This window comes from Streptomyces sp. NPDC090445 (assembly GCF_044769385.1).
Taxonomy (GTDB): domain Bacteria; phylum Actinomycetota; class Actinomycetes; order Streptomycetales; family Streptomycetaceae; genus Streptomyces.
In genome coordinates this window covers 45,766-62,073 of sequence record NZ_JBIVXV010000025.1, presented here as the reverse complement: position 1 = coordinate 62,073, position 16,308 = coordinate 45,766, and the positions used below count along the sequence as shown (strand labels likewise).

Annotated in this window: 12 protein-coding genes and 1 pseudogene; 6 read left to right on the top strand and 7 right to left on the bottom strand. The window is 76.0% G+C overall.

Annotated features, from left to right (window positions below):
- Positions 1 to 80: 80 nt before the first annotated feature.
- Positions 81 to 2,939: an XRE family transcriptional regulator gene (locus tag ACIQUT_RS31920; RefSeq protein WP_403568045.1), complete on the bottom strand. Its 2,859-nt coding sequence runs from the start codon at positions 2,937 to 2,939 to the stop codon at positions 81 to 83.
- 238 nt (positions 2,940 to 3,177) lie between these two features.
- Between ACIQUT_RS31920 and ACIQUT_RS31915 the strand changes: the two genes are divergently transcribed.
- Positions 3,178 to 4,125 carry a hypothetical protein gene (locus tag ACIQUT_RS31915; protein WP_403568044.1) on the top strand — a complete coding sequence of 316 codons (948 nt, stop codon included), beginning with the start codon at positions 3,178 to 3,180 and terminating at the stop codon, positions 4,123 to 4,125.
- The gene (locus tag ACIQUT_RS31910) at positions 4,118 to 4,531 is read left to right on the top strand and encodes a peptidase inhibitor family I36 protein (RefSeq protein WP_403568042.1); all 414 of its coding nucleotides are present in this window, start codon (positions 4,118 to 4,120) and stop codon (positions 4,529 to 4,531) included. Before ACIQUT_RS31915 ends, ACIQUT_RS31910 begins: the two co-directional genes overlap by 8 nt.
- Here ACIQUT_RS31910 and ACIQUT_RS31905 read toward each other — a convergent pair.
- A complete protein-coding gene (locus tag ACIQUT_RS31905; RefSeq protein ID WP_403568040.1) occupies positions 4,525 to 5,607 on the bottom strand; it encodes a GNAT family N-acetyltransferase in 1,083 nt (360 codons plus the stop codon). The genes ACIQUT_RS31910 and ACIQUT_RS31905 overlap by 7 nt on opposite strands.
- Before the next feature lie 104 nt (positions 5,608 to 5,711).
- Here ACIQUT_RS31905 and ACIQUT_RS31900 point away from each other — a divergent pair, with 104 nt between their 5' ends.
- Entirely contained in the window at positions 5,712 to 6,878 is a 1,167-nt protein-coding gene (locus ACIQUT_RS31900) for a serine hydrolase domain-containing protein (RefSeq protein WP_403568038.1), read from the top strand.
- A 100-nt stretch (positions 6,879 to 6,978) separates the two neighbouring features.
- On the opposite strand, the gene ACIQUT_RS31895 is transcribed toward ACIQUT_RS31900, so the two are convergent.
- Entirely contained in the window at positions 6,979 to 8,412 is a 1,434-nt protein-coding gene (locus ACIQUT_RS31895) for a M64 family metallopeptidase (RefSeq protein ID WP_403568036.1), read from the bottom strand.
- Positions 8,413 to 8,552: 140 nt separating this feature from the next.
- On the opposite strand from ACIQUT_RS31895, the gene ACIQUT_RS31890 reads away from it, so the two are divergent.
- Positions 8,553 to 9,932, top strand: coding sequence for a helix-turn-helix domain-containing protein (locus ACIQUT_RS31890; protein WP_403568034.1), 1,380 nt, complete (start codon positions 8,553 to 8,555; stop codon positions 9,930 to 9,932).
- A gap of 135 nt (positions 9,933 to 10,067) precedes the next feature.
- Here ACIQUT_RS31890 and ACIQUT_RS31885 read toward each other — a convergent pair whose 3' ends face one another.
- Positions 10,068 to 10,331 carry a DUF6158 family protein gene (locus ACIQUT_RS31885; protein ID WP_403568032.1) on the bottom strand — a complete coding sequence of 88 codons (264 nt, stop codon included), beginning with the start codon at positions 10,329 to 10,331 and terminating at the stop codon, positions 10,068 to 10,070.
- Positions 10,332 to 10,484: 153 nt separating this feature from the next.
- Between ACIQUT_RS31885 and ACIQUT_RS31880 the strand changes: the two genes are divergently transcribed.
- Positions 10,485 to 11,084, top strand: coding sequence for a TetR/AcrR family transcriptional regulator (locus tag ACIQUT_RS31880; RefSeq protein WP_403568031.1), 600 nt, complete (start codon positions 10,485 to 10,487; stop codon positions 11,082 to 11,084).
- Positions 11,081 to 12,400, top strand: a pseudogene (locus tag ACIQUT_RS31875) (MFS transporter); the annotation flags it as partial. The gene ACIQUT_RS31880 and the pseudogene ACIQUT_RS31875, both read left to right, overlap by 4 nt.
- Here the strand turns inward: ACIQUT_RS31875 and ACIQUT_RS31870 are convergent.
- From ACIQUT_RS31870 to ACIQUT_RS31860, 3 genes are all read right to left on the bottom strand, one after another.
- A complete protein-coding gene (locus tag ACIQUT_RS31870; RefSeq protein WP_403568029.1) occupies positions 12,359 to 13,267 on the bottom strand; it encodes a LysR family transcriptional regulator in 909 nt (302 codons plus the stop codon). The pseudogene ACIQUT_RS31875 and the gene ACIQUT_RS31870 overlap by 42 nt on opposite strands.
- A gap of 219 nt (positions 13,268 to 13,486) precedes the next feature.
- Positions 13,487 to 15,895, bottom strand: coding sequence for a TIM-barrel domain-containing protein (locus ACIQUT_RS31865; RefSeq protein WP_403568027.1), 2,409 nt, complete (start codon positions 15,893 to 15,895; stop codon positions 13,487 to 13,489).
- 188 nt (positions 15,896 to 16,083) lie between these two features.
- Entirely contained in the window at positions 16,084 to 16,272 is a 189-nt protein-coding gene (locus ACIQUT_RS31860) for a hypothetical protein (RefSeq protein ID WP_403568025.1), read from the bottom strand.
- Positions 16,273 to 16,308 lie beyond the last annotated feature (36 nt).

Sequence of the window (16,308 nt, the reverse complement as noted above, 5' to 3'; positions counted from 1 at the left end):
CCGTGCCCCAGGGTTGGCACGGGCCGCCGACAGTCCGGCACGGGGGGAGGGCTCCGGGCCGGCTCGGCGGGCCGTGCCGCTCAGGGGCGCTCCAGGCCGGTGCAGGGCGGGGAGTAGGCGACGTACGGCAGGTGGGCGGTCCACTGGGCCCGGGTGATCCGGGGGCCGGTGTGGGCGCACGCTCCGGCGATCACCCGGGCGAGGTCGGTGCCCGCCAGCCGGACGGTGGTGTCGAAGCCGCCGGAGGCGAGCACGGCGCCGTCGGGGCTGAAGGCGACCGAGCCGACGGCGGTGGCATGGCCGGTGAGGGTGGTGAGCAGCCCGGGGCGGGCGGGGCGGGCCACGCTCCACATGCGGACGGTGCGGTCGTCGCTCGCGCTGGCGAGGGTGCGCCCGTCGGGGCTGAACACCACGGCGCCGACCACGTCGGTGTGGCCGGTGAGCGTGGCGAGGGGGGCGGGCCGGCGCGGGTCGGCGGCGTTCCACAGCCGGATCGGGGAGCGGCCGCCGCCCGCGGAGGCGAGAACGCCGCCGTCGGGGCTGAAGGCGACGGAGAACACGACGGTGTCGTGGCCTTCCAGGGCGGCGAGCGGGACGGGGTGGCGCGGGTCGGCCACGTCGGTGAGCCGGACGGTGGAGTCCTCGCCCGCGCTGGCCAGCGTGCGGCCGTCGGGGGCGAAGGCGACCGCGCGGACGGCGTCGCGGTGGCCGCCGAGCCGGGCGAGGAGGGCGGGGCGGGCGGCGTCGGCGACGTCCCACAGGCCCACGCTGCCGTCGCTGCCGGAGGTGGCGAGCGTGTGTCCGTCGGGGCTGTAGGCGAGGGCGCGCACCTCGCCTCCCTGCCCGGTGAGCGAGGCCAGTGCGGCGGGGCGGGCCGGGTCGGAGACGTCCCAGAGCCGGGCGGTGCCGTCGGCGGATCCGGTTGCCAGGGTGCGGCCGTCGGGCCGGTAGGCCACGGTGCGGACGTCGCCGCCGTGCCCGGTGAGGGTGGCCACGGCGACGGGCCGGTCGGTGCCGTCGGTCCGCCACAGGCGGGCGGTGTCGTCGCCGCCGGCGGTGGCCAGCTGCCGGCCGTCGGGGCGGTAGGCGAGGGCGACGACCTCCTTGGGGTGCGCCGGCAGCGTCGTCATCAGGGCGCTGACCAGGCTGTCGCGGGTCTTCGGGGTGGGCGAGAGGCGGTACGCGGCCAGGCTGAGCTGGACGGCCAGCCCGGGCTCGGTGGTGGTGAGGTCGCCGACGCTGTCGGCGAGGTTCCCGGCGACGGCGTCGTTGCGCTGGCGGGTCACCTCGGCGCCGGCCCGGACGGCGCTGGCGGTGGCGACGCCCGCGACCACGACGAGGGCGGCGAGCAGGGCGGTGAGGTAGCCGAGGCGGCGGGCGCGGCGGCGGGCCGAGTTGCCGGCGGCCTCCTCGGCCGCGAGTCCGGCGTCGAGGAAGTCCCGTTCCGCGGCGGTGAGTCCGGTGGCGGGGCCGGCGGCGAGGTCGCGGGCGAGGGCGAGCCGGGTGCCCCGGTAGAGGGCTCCGGGGTCGCGTCCCAGGTTCTCCCAGGCCCGGGCGGCTTCGGTGAGGCGGCGGTGCAGCCGCAGGCGTTCGCGGTCGTCGGTGAGCCAGCCGCGCAGCCGGGGCCAGGCGCGGATCAGCGCCTCGTGGGTGAGTTCGACGCGGCCGTCGTCGAGGGTGAGCAGGCGCAGCCGGGCGGCGCGGGCCAGCACGGTCGCGGTGCCGGCGTCCGAGGGCAGCTCGTCGCGGGCAACCGGGCGCTTGGTGTCCTCGGTTCCCTCGCCGAGGGCGATGAGGTGGACGAAGATCTGCCGGGCCAGCTGCTGCTGCCGGGTGGTGAGGGAGGCGTACAGGGTTTCCGCGGACTGGGCGAGGGCTCCCTCGAAGCCGCCCGCGGCGTGGAAGCCGTCCAGGGTCAGGGCGGCGCCGCGGCGCCGCCGCCAGGTTTCCAGGAGGGCGTGGGACAGCAGGGGCAGGGCGCCGACCTGGCCGTGCGCGTGGGCGACGAGGGTGGCCTGGAGGCCGCCCTCCACGGTGAGGCCGGCCCTGCGGGCCGGTTCGACGACGGCGCGGCGCAGTTCGGCCGCGGTCATGGGGCCGACGACGGTCTGGGCGTCGCGCAGGACCCCGACGAGCGGGACGTGCCGGGTGCAGTGGGCGTAGAAGTCGGCGCGGACGCCGAGGACGACCCGGCGGCGGGAGCCGGGCCGCTGCGCCTCGCCGACGAGGGCGGCGATGAACCGGTCCCGGGCGGCGGGGTCCGTGCACACGGTGAAGACCTCTTCGAACTGGTCGACGACCAGGACGAGTTCGTCGGCGGTGGCGGGGTCGCGGGGTGCGGCGAGGGCTTCCTCCAGCCGCTGGACGGGGTGCGGTCCGGGGGTGAGGACGCGGGCCTCGGTGTGCGGGGCGTCCTGCCGGAGCCGGGGCAGCAGTCCGGCGTGCAGGAGGGAGGACTTGCCGGCTCCGGAGGCGCCGACGAGGGCGACGACCCGGTGGCGGGCGAGGGTGGCGAGGAGGTCCTCGACGAGCCGTTCCCGGCCGAAGAACAGGCCGGCGTCCTCGGCCCGGAACGCGGCCAGGCCGACGTACGGGATGCCGTCGGGGCCGTCCTGCGGCGGGCCGGTGCCCTGCTCCCGGCCGGGCCGGTCGTCCGGTTCGCGGTGGCCGGCGGCCAGTTCGGCGGCGACGGCGTGCCAGCGTCGCTCCCACTCCCCCGTGTCGCCGCCGCAGGCGCGGACATAGGCGAGGGTCACGTCCAGGCTCGGCAGCCGCCGTCCGGCCGCCGCCTCGGACAGGGTCGCCACCGAGTAGTGGGCGCGGGCCGCGAGGCGGCGGTACGGCGGGGAGCCCGCCGCGTGGCGCAGGCGGCGCAGGGCGGCGGCGAACCGCAGCAGCGGTCCGTCGTCGCCTTCGAGCGGGCGCTCCTTGCGGGCCATGCCCCTTCCCTTCCCCGAATGATCGGCTTCCCGCCTTCCCGTACGGATTGTTCGGCGGTTGTTTGTTCGCCCGCCCCGCCCCGACGCCGAACAACGGATCGCCGCTAGACCTGGGGCGACCGCACACCGCACCGCACCGCACCGCACCGCACCGCGCAAAGCACTGCACCGCACCGCACCGCACCGCACACCACCGCGCACCACCGCACACCGCACCGCGTCAGGAAGGAGCCCCCGGGTGGACCGACACCGCACCGTCGCCGCGGCGGCCGCCGCCACCGCCACGGCCGCGGCCCTGGCCGCCGTCCTGGTCCTGGACGGCTGCGGGTCCTCCGCCCGGGGGGCCGCCCGCGAGCCGAGCACCGCCGAGTCCCGCACGCTGGAGCGGGCCGAGCAGATCCTGATCAGCCGGTGCATGGCCGCGCGGGGGTTCCCGTACGCGGTGACCGAGGGGCCGGGCGACGGCGCGCGCTCCTTCCCGTACGCGGTGGACGACATCGCGTGGGCCCGGGAGCACGGCTACGGCGGCGCCGAGGAGCGGGCCGCCGCGCGGGCCCGCGGGGACGATCCCAACCAGCGGTACTTCCGGCAGCTGTCGGCGCCCGAGCGCGCGGCCGCCCGTACCGCGCTGATGGGCGCCGCCCCCGTGGGGCTGTCGGTGGAGGCGCCCACCGGGATGACGGTCACCGCCTCCGCGGACGGCTGCATCGCCGACGCGCAGCGCTCCCTGTACGGCGATCCGGCGGCCTGGTTCCGGGTGAAGGTCGTCACGATGAACCTGCGGCCGGTGCGGGAGGCGCGGGTCCGCGAGGACGCGCGGTACACCGGCGCGGTCGCCGAGTGGGCCGTGTGCATGAAGGCGGCGGGCCGGCCCCACGCCACCCCCGACGAGTCCCGGCAGGCCGCCGCCCGGTACGGCGAGGACCTGCCGCCGGCCGAGGCGGACGCGGCCGCGGCCGAGCTGGCCGTCGCCGAAGCGACCTGCGCGACCGGCACCCCGCTGGCCCGGGTCTCCCAGACTCTGGACCGCGCCTACGGCGAGGAGCTCCGTACCCGGCACCGGGCGGAGATCACGCTGAGGTGGCGGCTCCAGAACGAGGCGCTGCCGAGGGCGCGGCGCCTCACGCAGTCCGAGCACGACACCGCCACCGAGACCTCTGGAGGGTCCCATGCGTCCCATGCGTAAGTACCGCAGCCTGTTCCTGGCCGGCGCGCTCACCGCATCGCTGCTGGCCGTTCCCGCCGCGCTGACGACGGCGGGCGCCGCCCCGGCCGGGGCCTCCGGCCTGGCCGCGGACGGCAACTACTGGGTGTGGGAGCACACCAACCGCGGCGGGGCCTCCTGCGGCTGGTCCACCAACGACGCCGACTGGCGCACGTGCGGCTCCACCGGCACCTTCGACATGAACGACAAGGCGTCGTCGTGGTGGAACAACGGCTACGCCGGCTCCTACGGGGACATCCGCGTGTACGAGCACATCGGCTACGGCGGGGCGTCCACCTGTGCGCCGAACGGCTCGGCCGGGAACGTCCCGTGGGAGTGGAACGACCGGATCTCCTCCCACAAGTGGGTCACCAACTGCGGCTACTGACGGCCGCCTCCGGGGGCCCGCAGGGCGTACCGGACCTCTTCTCCGGCGGTTCCGGTGCGCTCGAAGCCGACCCGTTGGACCACCCCGTGGGAGGGGGCGTTGTCCTCGTCGACCCGGGCGTGCAGGACGACGGCCGGATCGGGCTGCCCGAAGGCCCATGCGGTCAGGCCGTTCAGTGCGTCGGTGGCGAAGCCGTTGCCCCGGGCCGACGGGACGAGGTCGTAGCCGACCTCGGCGTTCCCGTCGGCGTCCGGGGCGCTGTGGAAGCCCATGCCGCCGATCGCGCGGCGGTCCTGCGTGCGGACGACCGCGTACGGGCCCCACCCCGGGCGGTAGGTGCCCTCCCGGTACGCCGCGGCCGTCATCCCGGCGGCGAACCGGGTGCCCTGGCCGGGTCCGTCCTCGGGCCAGGCGAAGCCGCCGCTGCCGCCGGCCTGGAGGTCCTCGGCGACGCCCGGGGTGATCTCGCAGAGCACGACGCGGTCGCCGGCCGGGACGGGGTCGGCGTACCAGCGCCAGGCGCCGAGGCGGGGCAGCCCGGGCAGGGCGGTCCGGCCGGTCGCCCACAGCAGGGTCGGCCAGGGGGCGGCGGCGTCGCGGGGCGTGTGGGGGAAGAGCCGGTCCAGGGCGAAGGTGCAGAGCTCCGGGTCGGGGTCGAAGCCGCGCACGCCGAGGGCGTCGAGGACGTCGTGGGTGTGCACCAGGGCTTCGACGACGCCCATCGCGGCGAAGCCGTCCGCGTCGGCCGTGCCGTACGGGTGCCAGGCACGGTCGCCGGGACCGGCCGCGGCCACGGCGGCGGCCAGCCGGGTGCCGGAGGCCGCTATGGCCTCGGCCAGTTCGGCGGGCGGGGCGTCGGGGGCCGTGTACCGCTCGACCTCCAGAGGGCCTTGCGCGCGGGCCGCGAGCCGGGCTGCGTACACGGTGAAGTCGTTGACGATGTGGACGGCCGTGTCGTGGCAGCTCCATTCCAGACCGGCCGCGGGCACGGTCCAGTCGTGGTCGGCCGCGTCGTGGAGTGCCTGCGTGATGAGGGAAACGGCTCGGTCGATGGCGTGGGTGCCGGTGATCTTCATGGGCGGAACCCTAGGATGCGGCAGGTGCCCGGGCCAGCGGATATCGGGCGAACCTGGGCCGCGCGTCCGGAATCCGGCGATGCCGCGGCGGAGAGGCGGAAGTGATGACCGGTCTGCGCGAGGTCCTGGCGCCGTTCGTGGACGGCGGTGCGGTGCCCGGCGCGGTGGCGCTGGTGGACCGCGCCGGCCAGGTGGAGGTCGCCACGGTCGGGTCCGCCGATGCGGAGGGCACCTCCCCGATGGTCCGGGACTCGATCTTCCGGATCGCCTCGCTGACCAAGCCCGTGACGGCCGCCGCGGTGATGATGCTGGTCGAGGAGGGCCGGTGTGCGCTGGACGACCCGGTCGCGCCGTGGCTGCCGGAGCTGGCCTCGCCCGTCGTGGTGCGGACGCCCGCGAGCCCGGTCGACGACGTGGTGCCGGCGGCCCGCCCGGTCACCGTGTTCGACCTGCTCACCTTCCGCGCGGGGATCGGCTTCCCCGACGACTTCTCGCTGCCCGCCGTCGCGCCGCTGTTCGGCGAGCTGCGGCAGGGGCCGCCGCGGCCGCAGGAGGTGCCGGCGCCGGACGCGTGGATGCGGGCCCTGTCGCGGATCCCGCTGCTGCACCAGCCGGGCGAGGCCTGGCTGTACAACACGTGCTCGGACATCCTCGGCGTCCTGGTCGCCAGGGTGTCGGGGAGGCCCCTGCCCGAGTTCCTGGAGGAGCGGGTCTTCGATCCGCTCGGCATGGCCGACACCGGCTTCGAGGTGCCCGCCGCCGATCTGGGCCGGTTCACCAGCCAGTACCGGGAGGCCGGCGGCGGCCGGCTGGAGCTGGTCGACCCGCCCCACGGGCAGTGGAGCAGCGCCCCGGCGTTCCCGTCCGGTGGCGGCGGCCTGGTCTCGACGGTCGACGACGTGGCCGTCTTCTGCCGGATGCTGCTCGCCGGGGGCGCCCTCGACGGGGGCCGGGGCCGGATCCTGACCGAGGGGTCGGTGCAGCGGATGACCACCGACTGGCTGACTCCCGATCAGCGGGCGGGAGCCGAGCTGTTCCTGGAGGGGCAGGGGTGGGGGTTCGGCGGCTCCGTGGACGTGCTGCCGCGGGATCCGTGGAACGTGCAGGGGCGCTACGGCTGGATCGGCGGCACGGGGACGGCGGCCCACATCACCCCGCTGACGGGCACCGTCGCCGTACTGCTGACGCAGGTGGAGCTGAGGGGCCCGGCCGCGCCCGAGGTGATGCGCGCGTTCTGGACGTACGCCGCCCGGCCGGAGCGGGCGGCGTAGCCGGGGCGGGGCGTGGTGCGGGGCGTGGTGCGGGGGCGCGGTGCCGGCGGAACGTGGTGCGGGCGTGCGGTGCCGGCGGGACGTGGTGCGGGCGCGGTGCTCAGAGGCGGACGGTCCAGCCGACGGTGGCGCGCAGGGTGTCGGCCGTCTTCGGGTCGCGCACGGCGGGGGTGCGGTCCTCGACGGTGACGGACAGCCTGTGGCTGCGCAGGTCGAGCAGCCACAGCTCCACCACGGCGACCTCGGTCCGGCCGGCGAAGCGCTTCAGCTCCCGTCCGTCGAGGTGCCAGCGGACGTCGAGCTGCCGCCCGTCGGCGCCGGCGAGCCGGGGTACGGACACCTTGGCCGTGTGGGGCAGCCGCAGGGTGCGGGTGGTCGGGGTGACGGCGGTGACGGGCCGGGCGTGCCGGTAGAAGCCGCCGATCATCCCCTCGGTGCCGGGCAGGTTGAAGGGCTTGCCGAGGACCCGCATGAGCGAGTTGTCGGTGGGCCGGTAGAGGCCGGTGACGTAGTAGCCGCCGCCCTCGTACGTGCCGACGGTGCCGCCGTCGGGTGACGGCTCGCCGAGCCACCGGTGCCACTTGGCCCGCTCGGCGGCCATCCGGTCGGCGGGCAGCGTGGAGCTGTTGGAGTCGGCGGGCTCGGGTCCCTCGTACTTCTCGTAGCCGGGCGTGCCGGGGTAGAAGTACTCGTCGGCGAGCTTGCCGAGGGAGTGGCCGGTCTCGTGGATGGCGACCTGCCCGGACTTGGCGTTGCCGGCGGAGGCGGTGGAGATGCCCTCGTAGCCGAGGGTGGTGCTGCGCTCGTTGTAGCCGGCGCCGCCGTACTTGGCGCTGTTGGCCAGGACGAGGACGAGGTCGGCGTCGGGTGCCTGCGCCACGTACGCGTCCACCTTCGGCTGGTCGATGCACAGCAGCCGCTCGATGTCCTCGCACCAGAAGTACGAGCCGAGGGCGGTGTCGCGGACGGTGGCGGGGGTGGGGTCGCCGGTGACGCCGGAGTCGTGGGAGACGGCGTCGACGGTCCAGACGTTGAAGAGGCTGCGGTAGGTGGTGTACGGCTCGACGGCGGTGATCTCGGCCCATTTGGCCCGGGCGTCGGCGTGGAAGCGGTCCAGCTCGGCGGCGGTGTAGCCGTCGCCGACGACGACGATGTCGAGGCGGTCCGCGGTGGGGCCGCCGTCGACGATCTTGGTGACCCGGCCGTCGGCGGCCCGGTCGGCCCCGGAGAGGCGGGCGCCGTCCTTGGCGCGGCCGGCGGCGGACACCCGGACGTGGCCGGATCCCGCGACGGTGCCGTCCTCCGGCCCCGGCACCTCCACCCGGGGCCCGGTCCCGGCCGCGGCCGGTGCGGCGGGCGAGGCCGGTGCGGCAGGCGCGGGCGAGGACGGCGGTGCGGCCTGTGCGGCGGGCGAGGGCGAGGACGGCGGTGCGGGCGCGGCGGTCGCTCCGGCCGGGCCCGCGGCCAGCAGCAGCGCGGTCGCACCGGCTGCGGCGACGGCCGCGCGCAGGGCCGTCCGGACGGCTCGGTCCATGAAGTCCTCCCCCGGGAAAGGCGGTTAAGCAGTCGAGTAAGCGCAGTGAAGCGGCTGCTTAACCTAGGGGCGGCCCGGGGACGTGTGCAATGGCCTGCCGCCCCTGAATACTGGGGAGTTGGAACCAGCAGGGGGTCTTCATGGACGAACCGGCCGAGATCGGTCGCAGGGTTGCCCGGATGCGGGCCGAACGCGGGCTGACACAGCGGGCGTTGGCGGAACCCTCGTACACCGCCGCCTACATCTCCACCCTGGAGGCGGGCAAGGTCAGGCCCTCGGAGGCGGCGCTGCGCTTCCTCGCCGAGCGGCTCGGGACCTCGTACGAGGAGCTCGCCACCGGCCGCCCCGCCCATCTGGCCACCGAGCTGCGGCTCGCCCTCACCGACGCCCAGCGGACGCTGGCGACCGGCGACGCCGCCGAGGCCGCGGCCCGCTACCGGCAGCTGCTCGCGGACGCCGAACGGCTCGGCCTCCCCGCCGAGCAGGCGGAGGCGCTGCTCGGGCTGGGCGACTGCGCCCTGGAGTCAGGCGAACTGGCCGCGGCGATCGGGCACTTCGAGGCCGCCGAGCGGCTGCTGGCGGGCGAGCCGCTGCCCCGGCGGGCCCGCGCGGTCCGCGGGCGGGCCGTCGCCCACCTGCTCGCCGGGGAGCTGCGATACGCCTGCTACCTGCTGGAATCGGCGATCGACGAGCTGGACGCGAGCGGGCTGGCCGACCCCGAGGCGCTGGTGCTGCTGTACGCGGCGGTGATCGGCCCGTACATCGACATGGGCGCCCACGCCCGGGCGGCCCGCGCAGCCGAGATCGCCCTCGCCCTGGCCCCGCGGGTCGACGACCCGGCCCTGCTGGCGGGGATGCACCGGCAGGTGGCGCGGACGTTCCTGGCTGCGGGCCGCACGGCCGACGCCGACGCCTCCCTCGCCGAGGCGCAGGCGATCTACCGGCAGCTGCGGCTGCGGACGGACCTGGCGCACTGCCACTGGATGCGGGGGTACGTGCAGGCGCAGAACGGCGACCTGGCGGCGGCCGAGGCCGAGTTGCGCACGGCCCGGGACATGCTGGCGGCCCGGCGGGCGGCCCTGTACACGGCGCAGGTGGAGGTGGAGCTCGCGGACGTGCTGCGCCGGATGGGCCGCGGCGAGGAGGCGGCGGAGCTGCTCGCGGGCCTGCTGGAGCTGGGCGACAGCCACGGGGCGGTGCACGCGGGCGGGGCGCACCGGCTGCTCGGCCTGATGGCGGAGGAGCGCGGGGAGGCGGAGTGCGCCGAGCAGCACTACGTGCAGGCGCTGGCCCTGCTGGAGCGGAGCGGGGCGAGCGGGGACCTGGCGGACCTGTGCCGGCTGCTGGGCGACCTGCTGCGGCGCACCGGCCGCACCGAGGCTGCGCTGGACGCGTACCGGACGGGCCTGGGGCACCGTGCGGCCCCGGGCACGACGACGCTGGGCCCGGCCCCGGCCGCCCCGCCGACGCTGCTCGGGGGCAGTCCGCTACGGCCCGGCCGACCGGACCGGGGCGACTGACCGGGCGACCGAGCGGGATCGGTGAAGTCCGGTGCGGTACCGCGCCCCGCAGGGGCGCGGGGAACTGCGCGACCAGCCCCCGCCGGCCCGCGGTTTCATGGGCCCGCAGTCATGACCGGACTCCCGGCGGAGCGCTCAGGTGCCGTCGGGCTTCTCCTGGTCCGCGCCCGTGCGGGCACGGGCGCCTGTGCGGGTGCGCCCTGCCGTCTGGGCGCGCTGCGGGTGGCGGCGCACGTACTCGTGTTCCAGCTCGTTCATCCGCTGCGTGTGGGTGACCAGCGCGTCGTCCGACCCGTGCAGCAGGGTCTCGTGGCGGGTGCGGTGGATGGCCTCCAGCTCCTTGAGCAGTCTGCCTTCCTCCAGCTTCCGCGCCGACGGACCGCCGTCGTGCTCAGCCATGGCCGCTACACCTCCTGCTCTGCGTGGCCGACGGACCCGGTGACTCCATCATCCCCTCCGCGGGTCCTTTCGGCCCGGCCGCGGCCGGGCCGGGGCGCCGTCACCGCGACCATGGAGTAGACACTGTCTACCCGGATCGGGTAGACAGGGGCCATGGACCAGGAGAGACCGCTCCGGGAGCGGCTGATCGACGTGGGCGTCGAGCTCGTGCTGACCGAGGGCACCGCCGCCGTCGGGCTGCGCGAGATCGCCCGGCGGGCCGGCGTGTCCCACGGCGCGCCCCGCCGCCACTTCCCCACCCACCACGCCCTGCTGTCGGCGATCGCCCGGCGCGGCTTCGAAGACCTCGCGGCCCGGGTCGGAGCCGCGATCGCCGGCAGGACGTCGCCGCGGGCCCGGCTCCGGGCCATCGCGCAGGTGTACGTCGGCTACGCGCTGGAGCGGCGCGGCATGTTCGAGCTGATGTTCCGCCACGACCTGCTGGACAGCACGGGACAGGAGGACACCGGGCAGCCGCAACTGCGCACGTCGACGCTGCCGCTGTTCGAGCTGCTCGTCTCGCTGGTCTCCGCGTGCGGTGCGACGGCGGACGCCGAGGTCACGGCGGCCGCGCTGTGGGCCAACCTGCACGGGGTGGCCCAGCTGTGGGCCTTCGGCAGCCTGCCGCTGGTCCTCGGCGCCGACGGGGAGGAGTACGTCGGGCGGCTCGTCGACGCCGCCCTCGACGCCCACCTCGGCGCGGCCGCGTCATGAGGCAGCGGATCGCACTGGTGGTCAGCGTCGCCGGCGCGATGCTCGTCGCCCTCGACGGGACGGTCCTGAGCGTGGCGCAGCCGGCCCTGCGCCGCGATCTCGGGGCGGACGTGGCACAGGTGCAGTGGACCAGTACCGCCTATCTGCTCGCCGTGGCCGCGTTCCTCGTCATCGCCGGCCGCCTCGGCGACCGGTACGGGCACGCCCGGCTGCTGCTGGTCGGCGTCCTCGGCTTCGCCGCGGCCTCGGCGGGCATCGCGGCGGCCCCCGGGGTCGGCTGGGTGATCGCCCTGCGGGCCGTGCAGGGCCTGTTCGGGGCGCTGCTCCAGCCGGCGACGCTGGCCCTGCTGCGGCTGGCGTACCCTGCCGAGCGGCTCGCCGGGCCGGTGGCCGTCCGTACCGGGGCGATCGGGGTGGCCGCGGCCGCCGGACCGCTGCTCGGGGGGCTGCTGGTCGCGCAGGCGGGCTGGCGGTCGGTGTTCTGGCTGAACGTGCCTGTGGCCGTGGTGATCGCCGTCCTGGTGCTCGCCGTACGGGCACCCGCGCCGGACCGGACCGCTCCCGGCGGGCCGCAGCCGGTGGGCGCGGCGCTGCTCGCCGCCGCCCTCGCGGTCCTCGTGCACGCGCTGGCCGGCGTACCGGGGCACGGGTGGCTGTCCGCGCCGACGCTGCTGGGGCTCGGCGGGGCCGCCGGGATCGGCGTGCTGTTCGTGCGCCGCGAACGGCGGGCCGCGGAGCCGCTGGTGCCGCCCGCCGTGGTGCGGTCGGTGCCGGTCACCGCGTCGATGGCGCTGCTGCTGTGCGTCTCCGCGGGCATGTTCGGGGCGCTGTTCACCGCCACCTTCCTGCTCCAGGAGCGGCGGGGGCTGGGCCCGCTGGCCACCGGCCTGCTCGTGCTGCCGCTCACCGCGTGCATGGTCGCCGGCGCGCCGGCGGCGGGGGCGCTGCTGCGGCGGTGGGGGCCGCGGCGGACCGCGCTCGCGGGCACGGCCCTGGTCGCCGCCGGTGTCGCCGGGCTCTGCCTGTGGTCCGGGCCGGCGGTCACGGCGGCGTTCGCGGTGCTCGGTGCGGGCTTCGCCGCCGTCATGGTGACCGCCACCGGGACCGTGGTCGGGGACGCCCCGCCCGGGTACGCGGGGGTCGTCGGGGGGCTCAAGCAGACCGCGATGAACGTGGGGCCCGCGTTCGGGATCGCCGTCGCCGCGAGCGCGGGGGCCTCGTCGGCGGCGCTCCTCGCACTGGCGGCCCTGGCCGGCGTCGGGCTGCTGCCCGCGTCACTGCTGCCGCGCGGCGCGCGCCCGGCAGCTGCGGGCGACGTCGTCGGCGAAGACCCGGGCCAGCGGGGACAGGGCGGACCAGCGGCGGACCGCCCAGCCGACCGGGAGGGGCGGCAGGGCGGGGATCGGGACGAGCCGCAGCGGCCCGCCGGATCCGGGCACCTGCCAGCCGGGCAGGGCGGGCACCACGGCGTGGCCCAGCCCCAGTTCGGCCAGCAGTAGGGCGGTGTCCCAGTCGGCCACGCCGGTGTCGGAGCGGATGGCGATCCCGGCCGCGGCGAGGGCGTTGTCGAGGTGGGCGCGGGAGGTGGAGTTCTCCGGGAGCCTGATGTGGCGGATGTCGGCCAGGTCGGCGGTGTCGATGCGGGGCCGGGCGGCGAGGGGGTCGTCGGCGCCGACCGCGAGGACCCAGGGCAGTTCCATGACGGGGCGCTGCTCGATGCCGCGCACCGGCTTGCCGATGGTGATCCAGGCGAGGTCCAGGTCGGCGGCGGCGAGGGCGTCGAAGCAGCGGCGGCTGGAGTTCTCGGTCTGGAATTCCAGGCTGACGTTCGGGTGGCGGCGGCGGAAGCCGACGACCGCCTCGGACATGAAGTGGCGGACGGTCGTCGCCCCCGTGGTGATGCGGACCGCTCCGGTGTCCCCGCGGACGAGGTCGTCCAGGTGGCGCAGCGCCCCGTCGAGGCCGGCGATGCCGTCGGCGGCGGCCGCCTGGAGGATGCGGCCGGCCTCGGTGGGGAGGACGCCGCGGGCGTGGCGGGCGAGCAGGGCGGTGCCGATCTGCTTCTCCAGGCGGCGGACGTGCTGGCTGACGGCGGACTGGGTGCAGCCGAGGTCGCGGGCGACGGCGCTGAGGCTGCCGGCCCGGCAGACGGCCACGAAGACACGGAGGTCGTCGAGAGTCATGGATCCAAGCTATCGCTTGGAGGTTGACAGTAATTCAGAGGATTGACTTGGGTGTGCGGGTGGACAACGATCGTGGCGGGTCCCAGGGCGGCAACCCGTCCCCGCCCGCGCCGTCGTCCGGACGCGGGGAGCGGGCGGTGACGGGTGCCGACCCGCTCACGAGAACGGAACCGACGGTCGCGAACGAGCTGGACCTCGCCCCCGGGACGGGGGTCCGGGTCAGCGGGCGGGCGGCGGGGCGGGAGCGGCCGGGACGGGGTCGGCGGCCGGGACGGTGGTGCCGGTGGCGGTGAGGGTGAACGCGCCGGAGGCCGTACCGGACTTCACCCACAGGATGCCGCCGCGGTCGGCGGGGTCGAAGAACCAGCCGGTCGCGGCCGCCTCGTAGGCGGCCTTGGAGGTCAGGCGGGCGAGGGCGGAGCCGTCGACGGCGACCCGGCCGGGGGCGGACGCCACGTGGAGGGTGAACTCGTGGCCGCGGGCGGCGGGCTTGCCCGCGTAGTCGCCGACGCGGGCGCCGACCGAGACGGTGACCGTGCCGGATCCGGCGGCCGGGGCGGTGACGTCGATCCGCTGGCGGGAGTACGCGCCGGACAGGTGGGCGCGGGTGAGCCCGTCGTCCTCGTACAGGCTGAACGAGGAGGCTCCGCGCGGGTGGATGTCGTAGGTGAGGGTGGAGACGGGCTTCTCGCCGGTGTGGTTCATCTGCGGCCACATCGGCACGATCGCGCCGCCCTTGACGAACAGCGGCAGGGTGTCGAGGGGCGCCCGGTATCCGTCCAGCCGGCCGGGCCCGGCGTACGTCCTCCCCGTCCAGTAGTCCGTCCACGTGCCGGCGGGCAGGTGGATGCCGTCGCGGACGGTCGTGTCAGAGACGACCGGTGCGACGAGGAAGGAGTCGCCGGCCATGAACTGGCCGCTGGTGAGGTTGCCGCGGGCGACCGGGTCGTCGGGGTATTCGAGGACCATGGCGCGGGTGCTGGGGACGCCGGTCTCGTGGGCGGTGCGGCTCATCGTGTACAGGTACGGCATCAGGCGCATCTTCAGCCGGAGGTACGTCCGGTTGATCGACCGGTAGGGCTCGGCGAACCGCCAGGGCTGCTTGTCCCGGTAGCCGGCGGACGGGTTGGCGGCGCCCCAGCCGGACATGGTCATGAAGGCCGGGGTGAACGCCTTCCACTGCAGGTCCCGGGTGTACGTCTGCGGGCTGCCGCCGAAGATGCCGTCGATGTCGCCGGCGGCGTAGTTGAGGCCGGAGAGGCCGGCCCCGGCGATGGCGGGGACGTGCCAGCGCATGTCGTCCCAGGTGCCGTGGGTGTCTCCGGTCCACACGACGGCGTTGCGCTGGGTGCCGGCCCAGCCGTCGACCGTCCACACGAACCGGCGGGCGTCGGAGTTCCCCTCGATGCCGTCGACGGCCTGCCGCACTCCGTCGAAGGCCTGCTGGTAGCCGCCGCCGATCCAGGCCACGTCGGTCTTCACGGCGCGGGAGCCGGCGGTGCCGACCTCCTGGGCGATGTCCGCCAGCCCGGTGGAGGTCCACAGGCCGGTCCGGAAGCCCCTGGCCTGCAGGGCGTCGACGGTCTCCTTCAGGGGTGCGGTGTAGCCGCAGCCGTAGCCGTCGTTGGGCAGGAACCAGCCCGAGGGCATGTCGGCGGCCCGCGCGTCGTCCGCGTACCCGACCACGTCGGGGGTGGTCTGGTGGCGGGGCCGGCCGTGGTCGCCCTGGTAGTCGGGGTTGGAGGCGTTGAAACAGTCGGCGTTGCCGAGTTCCAGGCCCCACAGCGGGGCGAGGAACGGCTTGCCGCTCACGTCGGTGTAGGCGTCGAGCACGGATTTGGGGGAGTCGCCGGTGAAGTACCAGGCGTCGAACCGCTTCTCGTCGTGGGTGAGGGTGGTGGGCGCGCCGAAGCCGTACGAGCCGGGGGCCCAGGTGTTGCGCATCACGCCGTAGCCGTTGGTGGACATGTAGAAGGGGGCCGGGCTGGCGTTGCCGTTCTCGCGCCAGGTGTTGTCGACGGCGACCGGGACGGTCTTGTCGCGCAGCGCCCATTCCCCGAGGCGGAGGCCGGTGCCGTAGAACTGCTCGTCCGCGCCGCGGGTCAGGTACTGGGTGGTGCGGTTGCCGGTCCATGCGGTGGGCCGGCTCTCGGCCCAGACGAGGGTGGTGTTGTCGGCGCGGTAGACGGAGAAGGTGAGGGGGGACTTGTTGACGCGGATGTTCAGGGAGCCGGTGGTGATCCGGTAGTGGGAGCCCGCGTCGGTCCAGCCTGCGCCGACGGGGCCGAAGTCGGTGGTGGCGGCCAGGTCGGAGCCGGCCGGGTCGTGGGTGAAGGAGCCGTCGGGCGAGAGCCAGAGCCGGAAGATGTCGGCGCGGGCGATGACCACGCGGGCCCTGGCCCCGCTGGACGCGGTGACGGTGAAGGTGTTCCCCGACCGGGAGAACCCGGTGACGTCGCCCGCCGTGGCCGAAGCCGCGGCCGGCCCCGGGGCCGGGGCTGCGGAGGCGGGAAGGATCAGCGGCCCGGCGGCGGCCAGCCCCGCCATGGCCAGGCCCCCGGCGGCCGGCGCGGCCAGGAGGCCGCGCCGCCGCCTGCGCGGGCGCGTGCGGATGCCGAACAGTGTCATGGGGCAGCTCCTCGTGCGGTCCGTGTCACGGACACACCGATGTGGCATGCGCCTGGCAACTTAGCGACCCGCGGAGATCACGTGAAGAAAGCTGCTCGAACTGGCCGATAATCAAGCAGCTTCGAGCATGCCCGGCCACGCTCCCCCTCGCCCTCCCGCATCCGCGTGCCCCCGGAGCGGTGCGCCCCTCACCCGGGCCTGCCGCCGCCGGGCCGGGGCGGGGTGACCGCCAGGGCCGGGGGTGCCGGGGTGGTGTGGTGGTGGCCGCACGGGGTGAAGAGCAGGACCACGGGCCGGCCGGGGCACTGGCGCCAGGAGATGCGTTCCGGCACCTGTACGCACACGGGGCAGCGCGGCAGGGGGTGCGGATCGCGCATGACGGCTCCCGGGTGCGGCGGTCGTGGTCCTGGCAC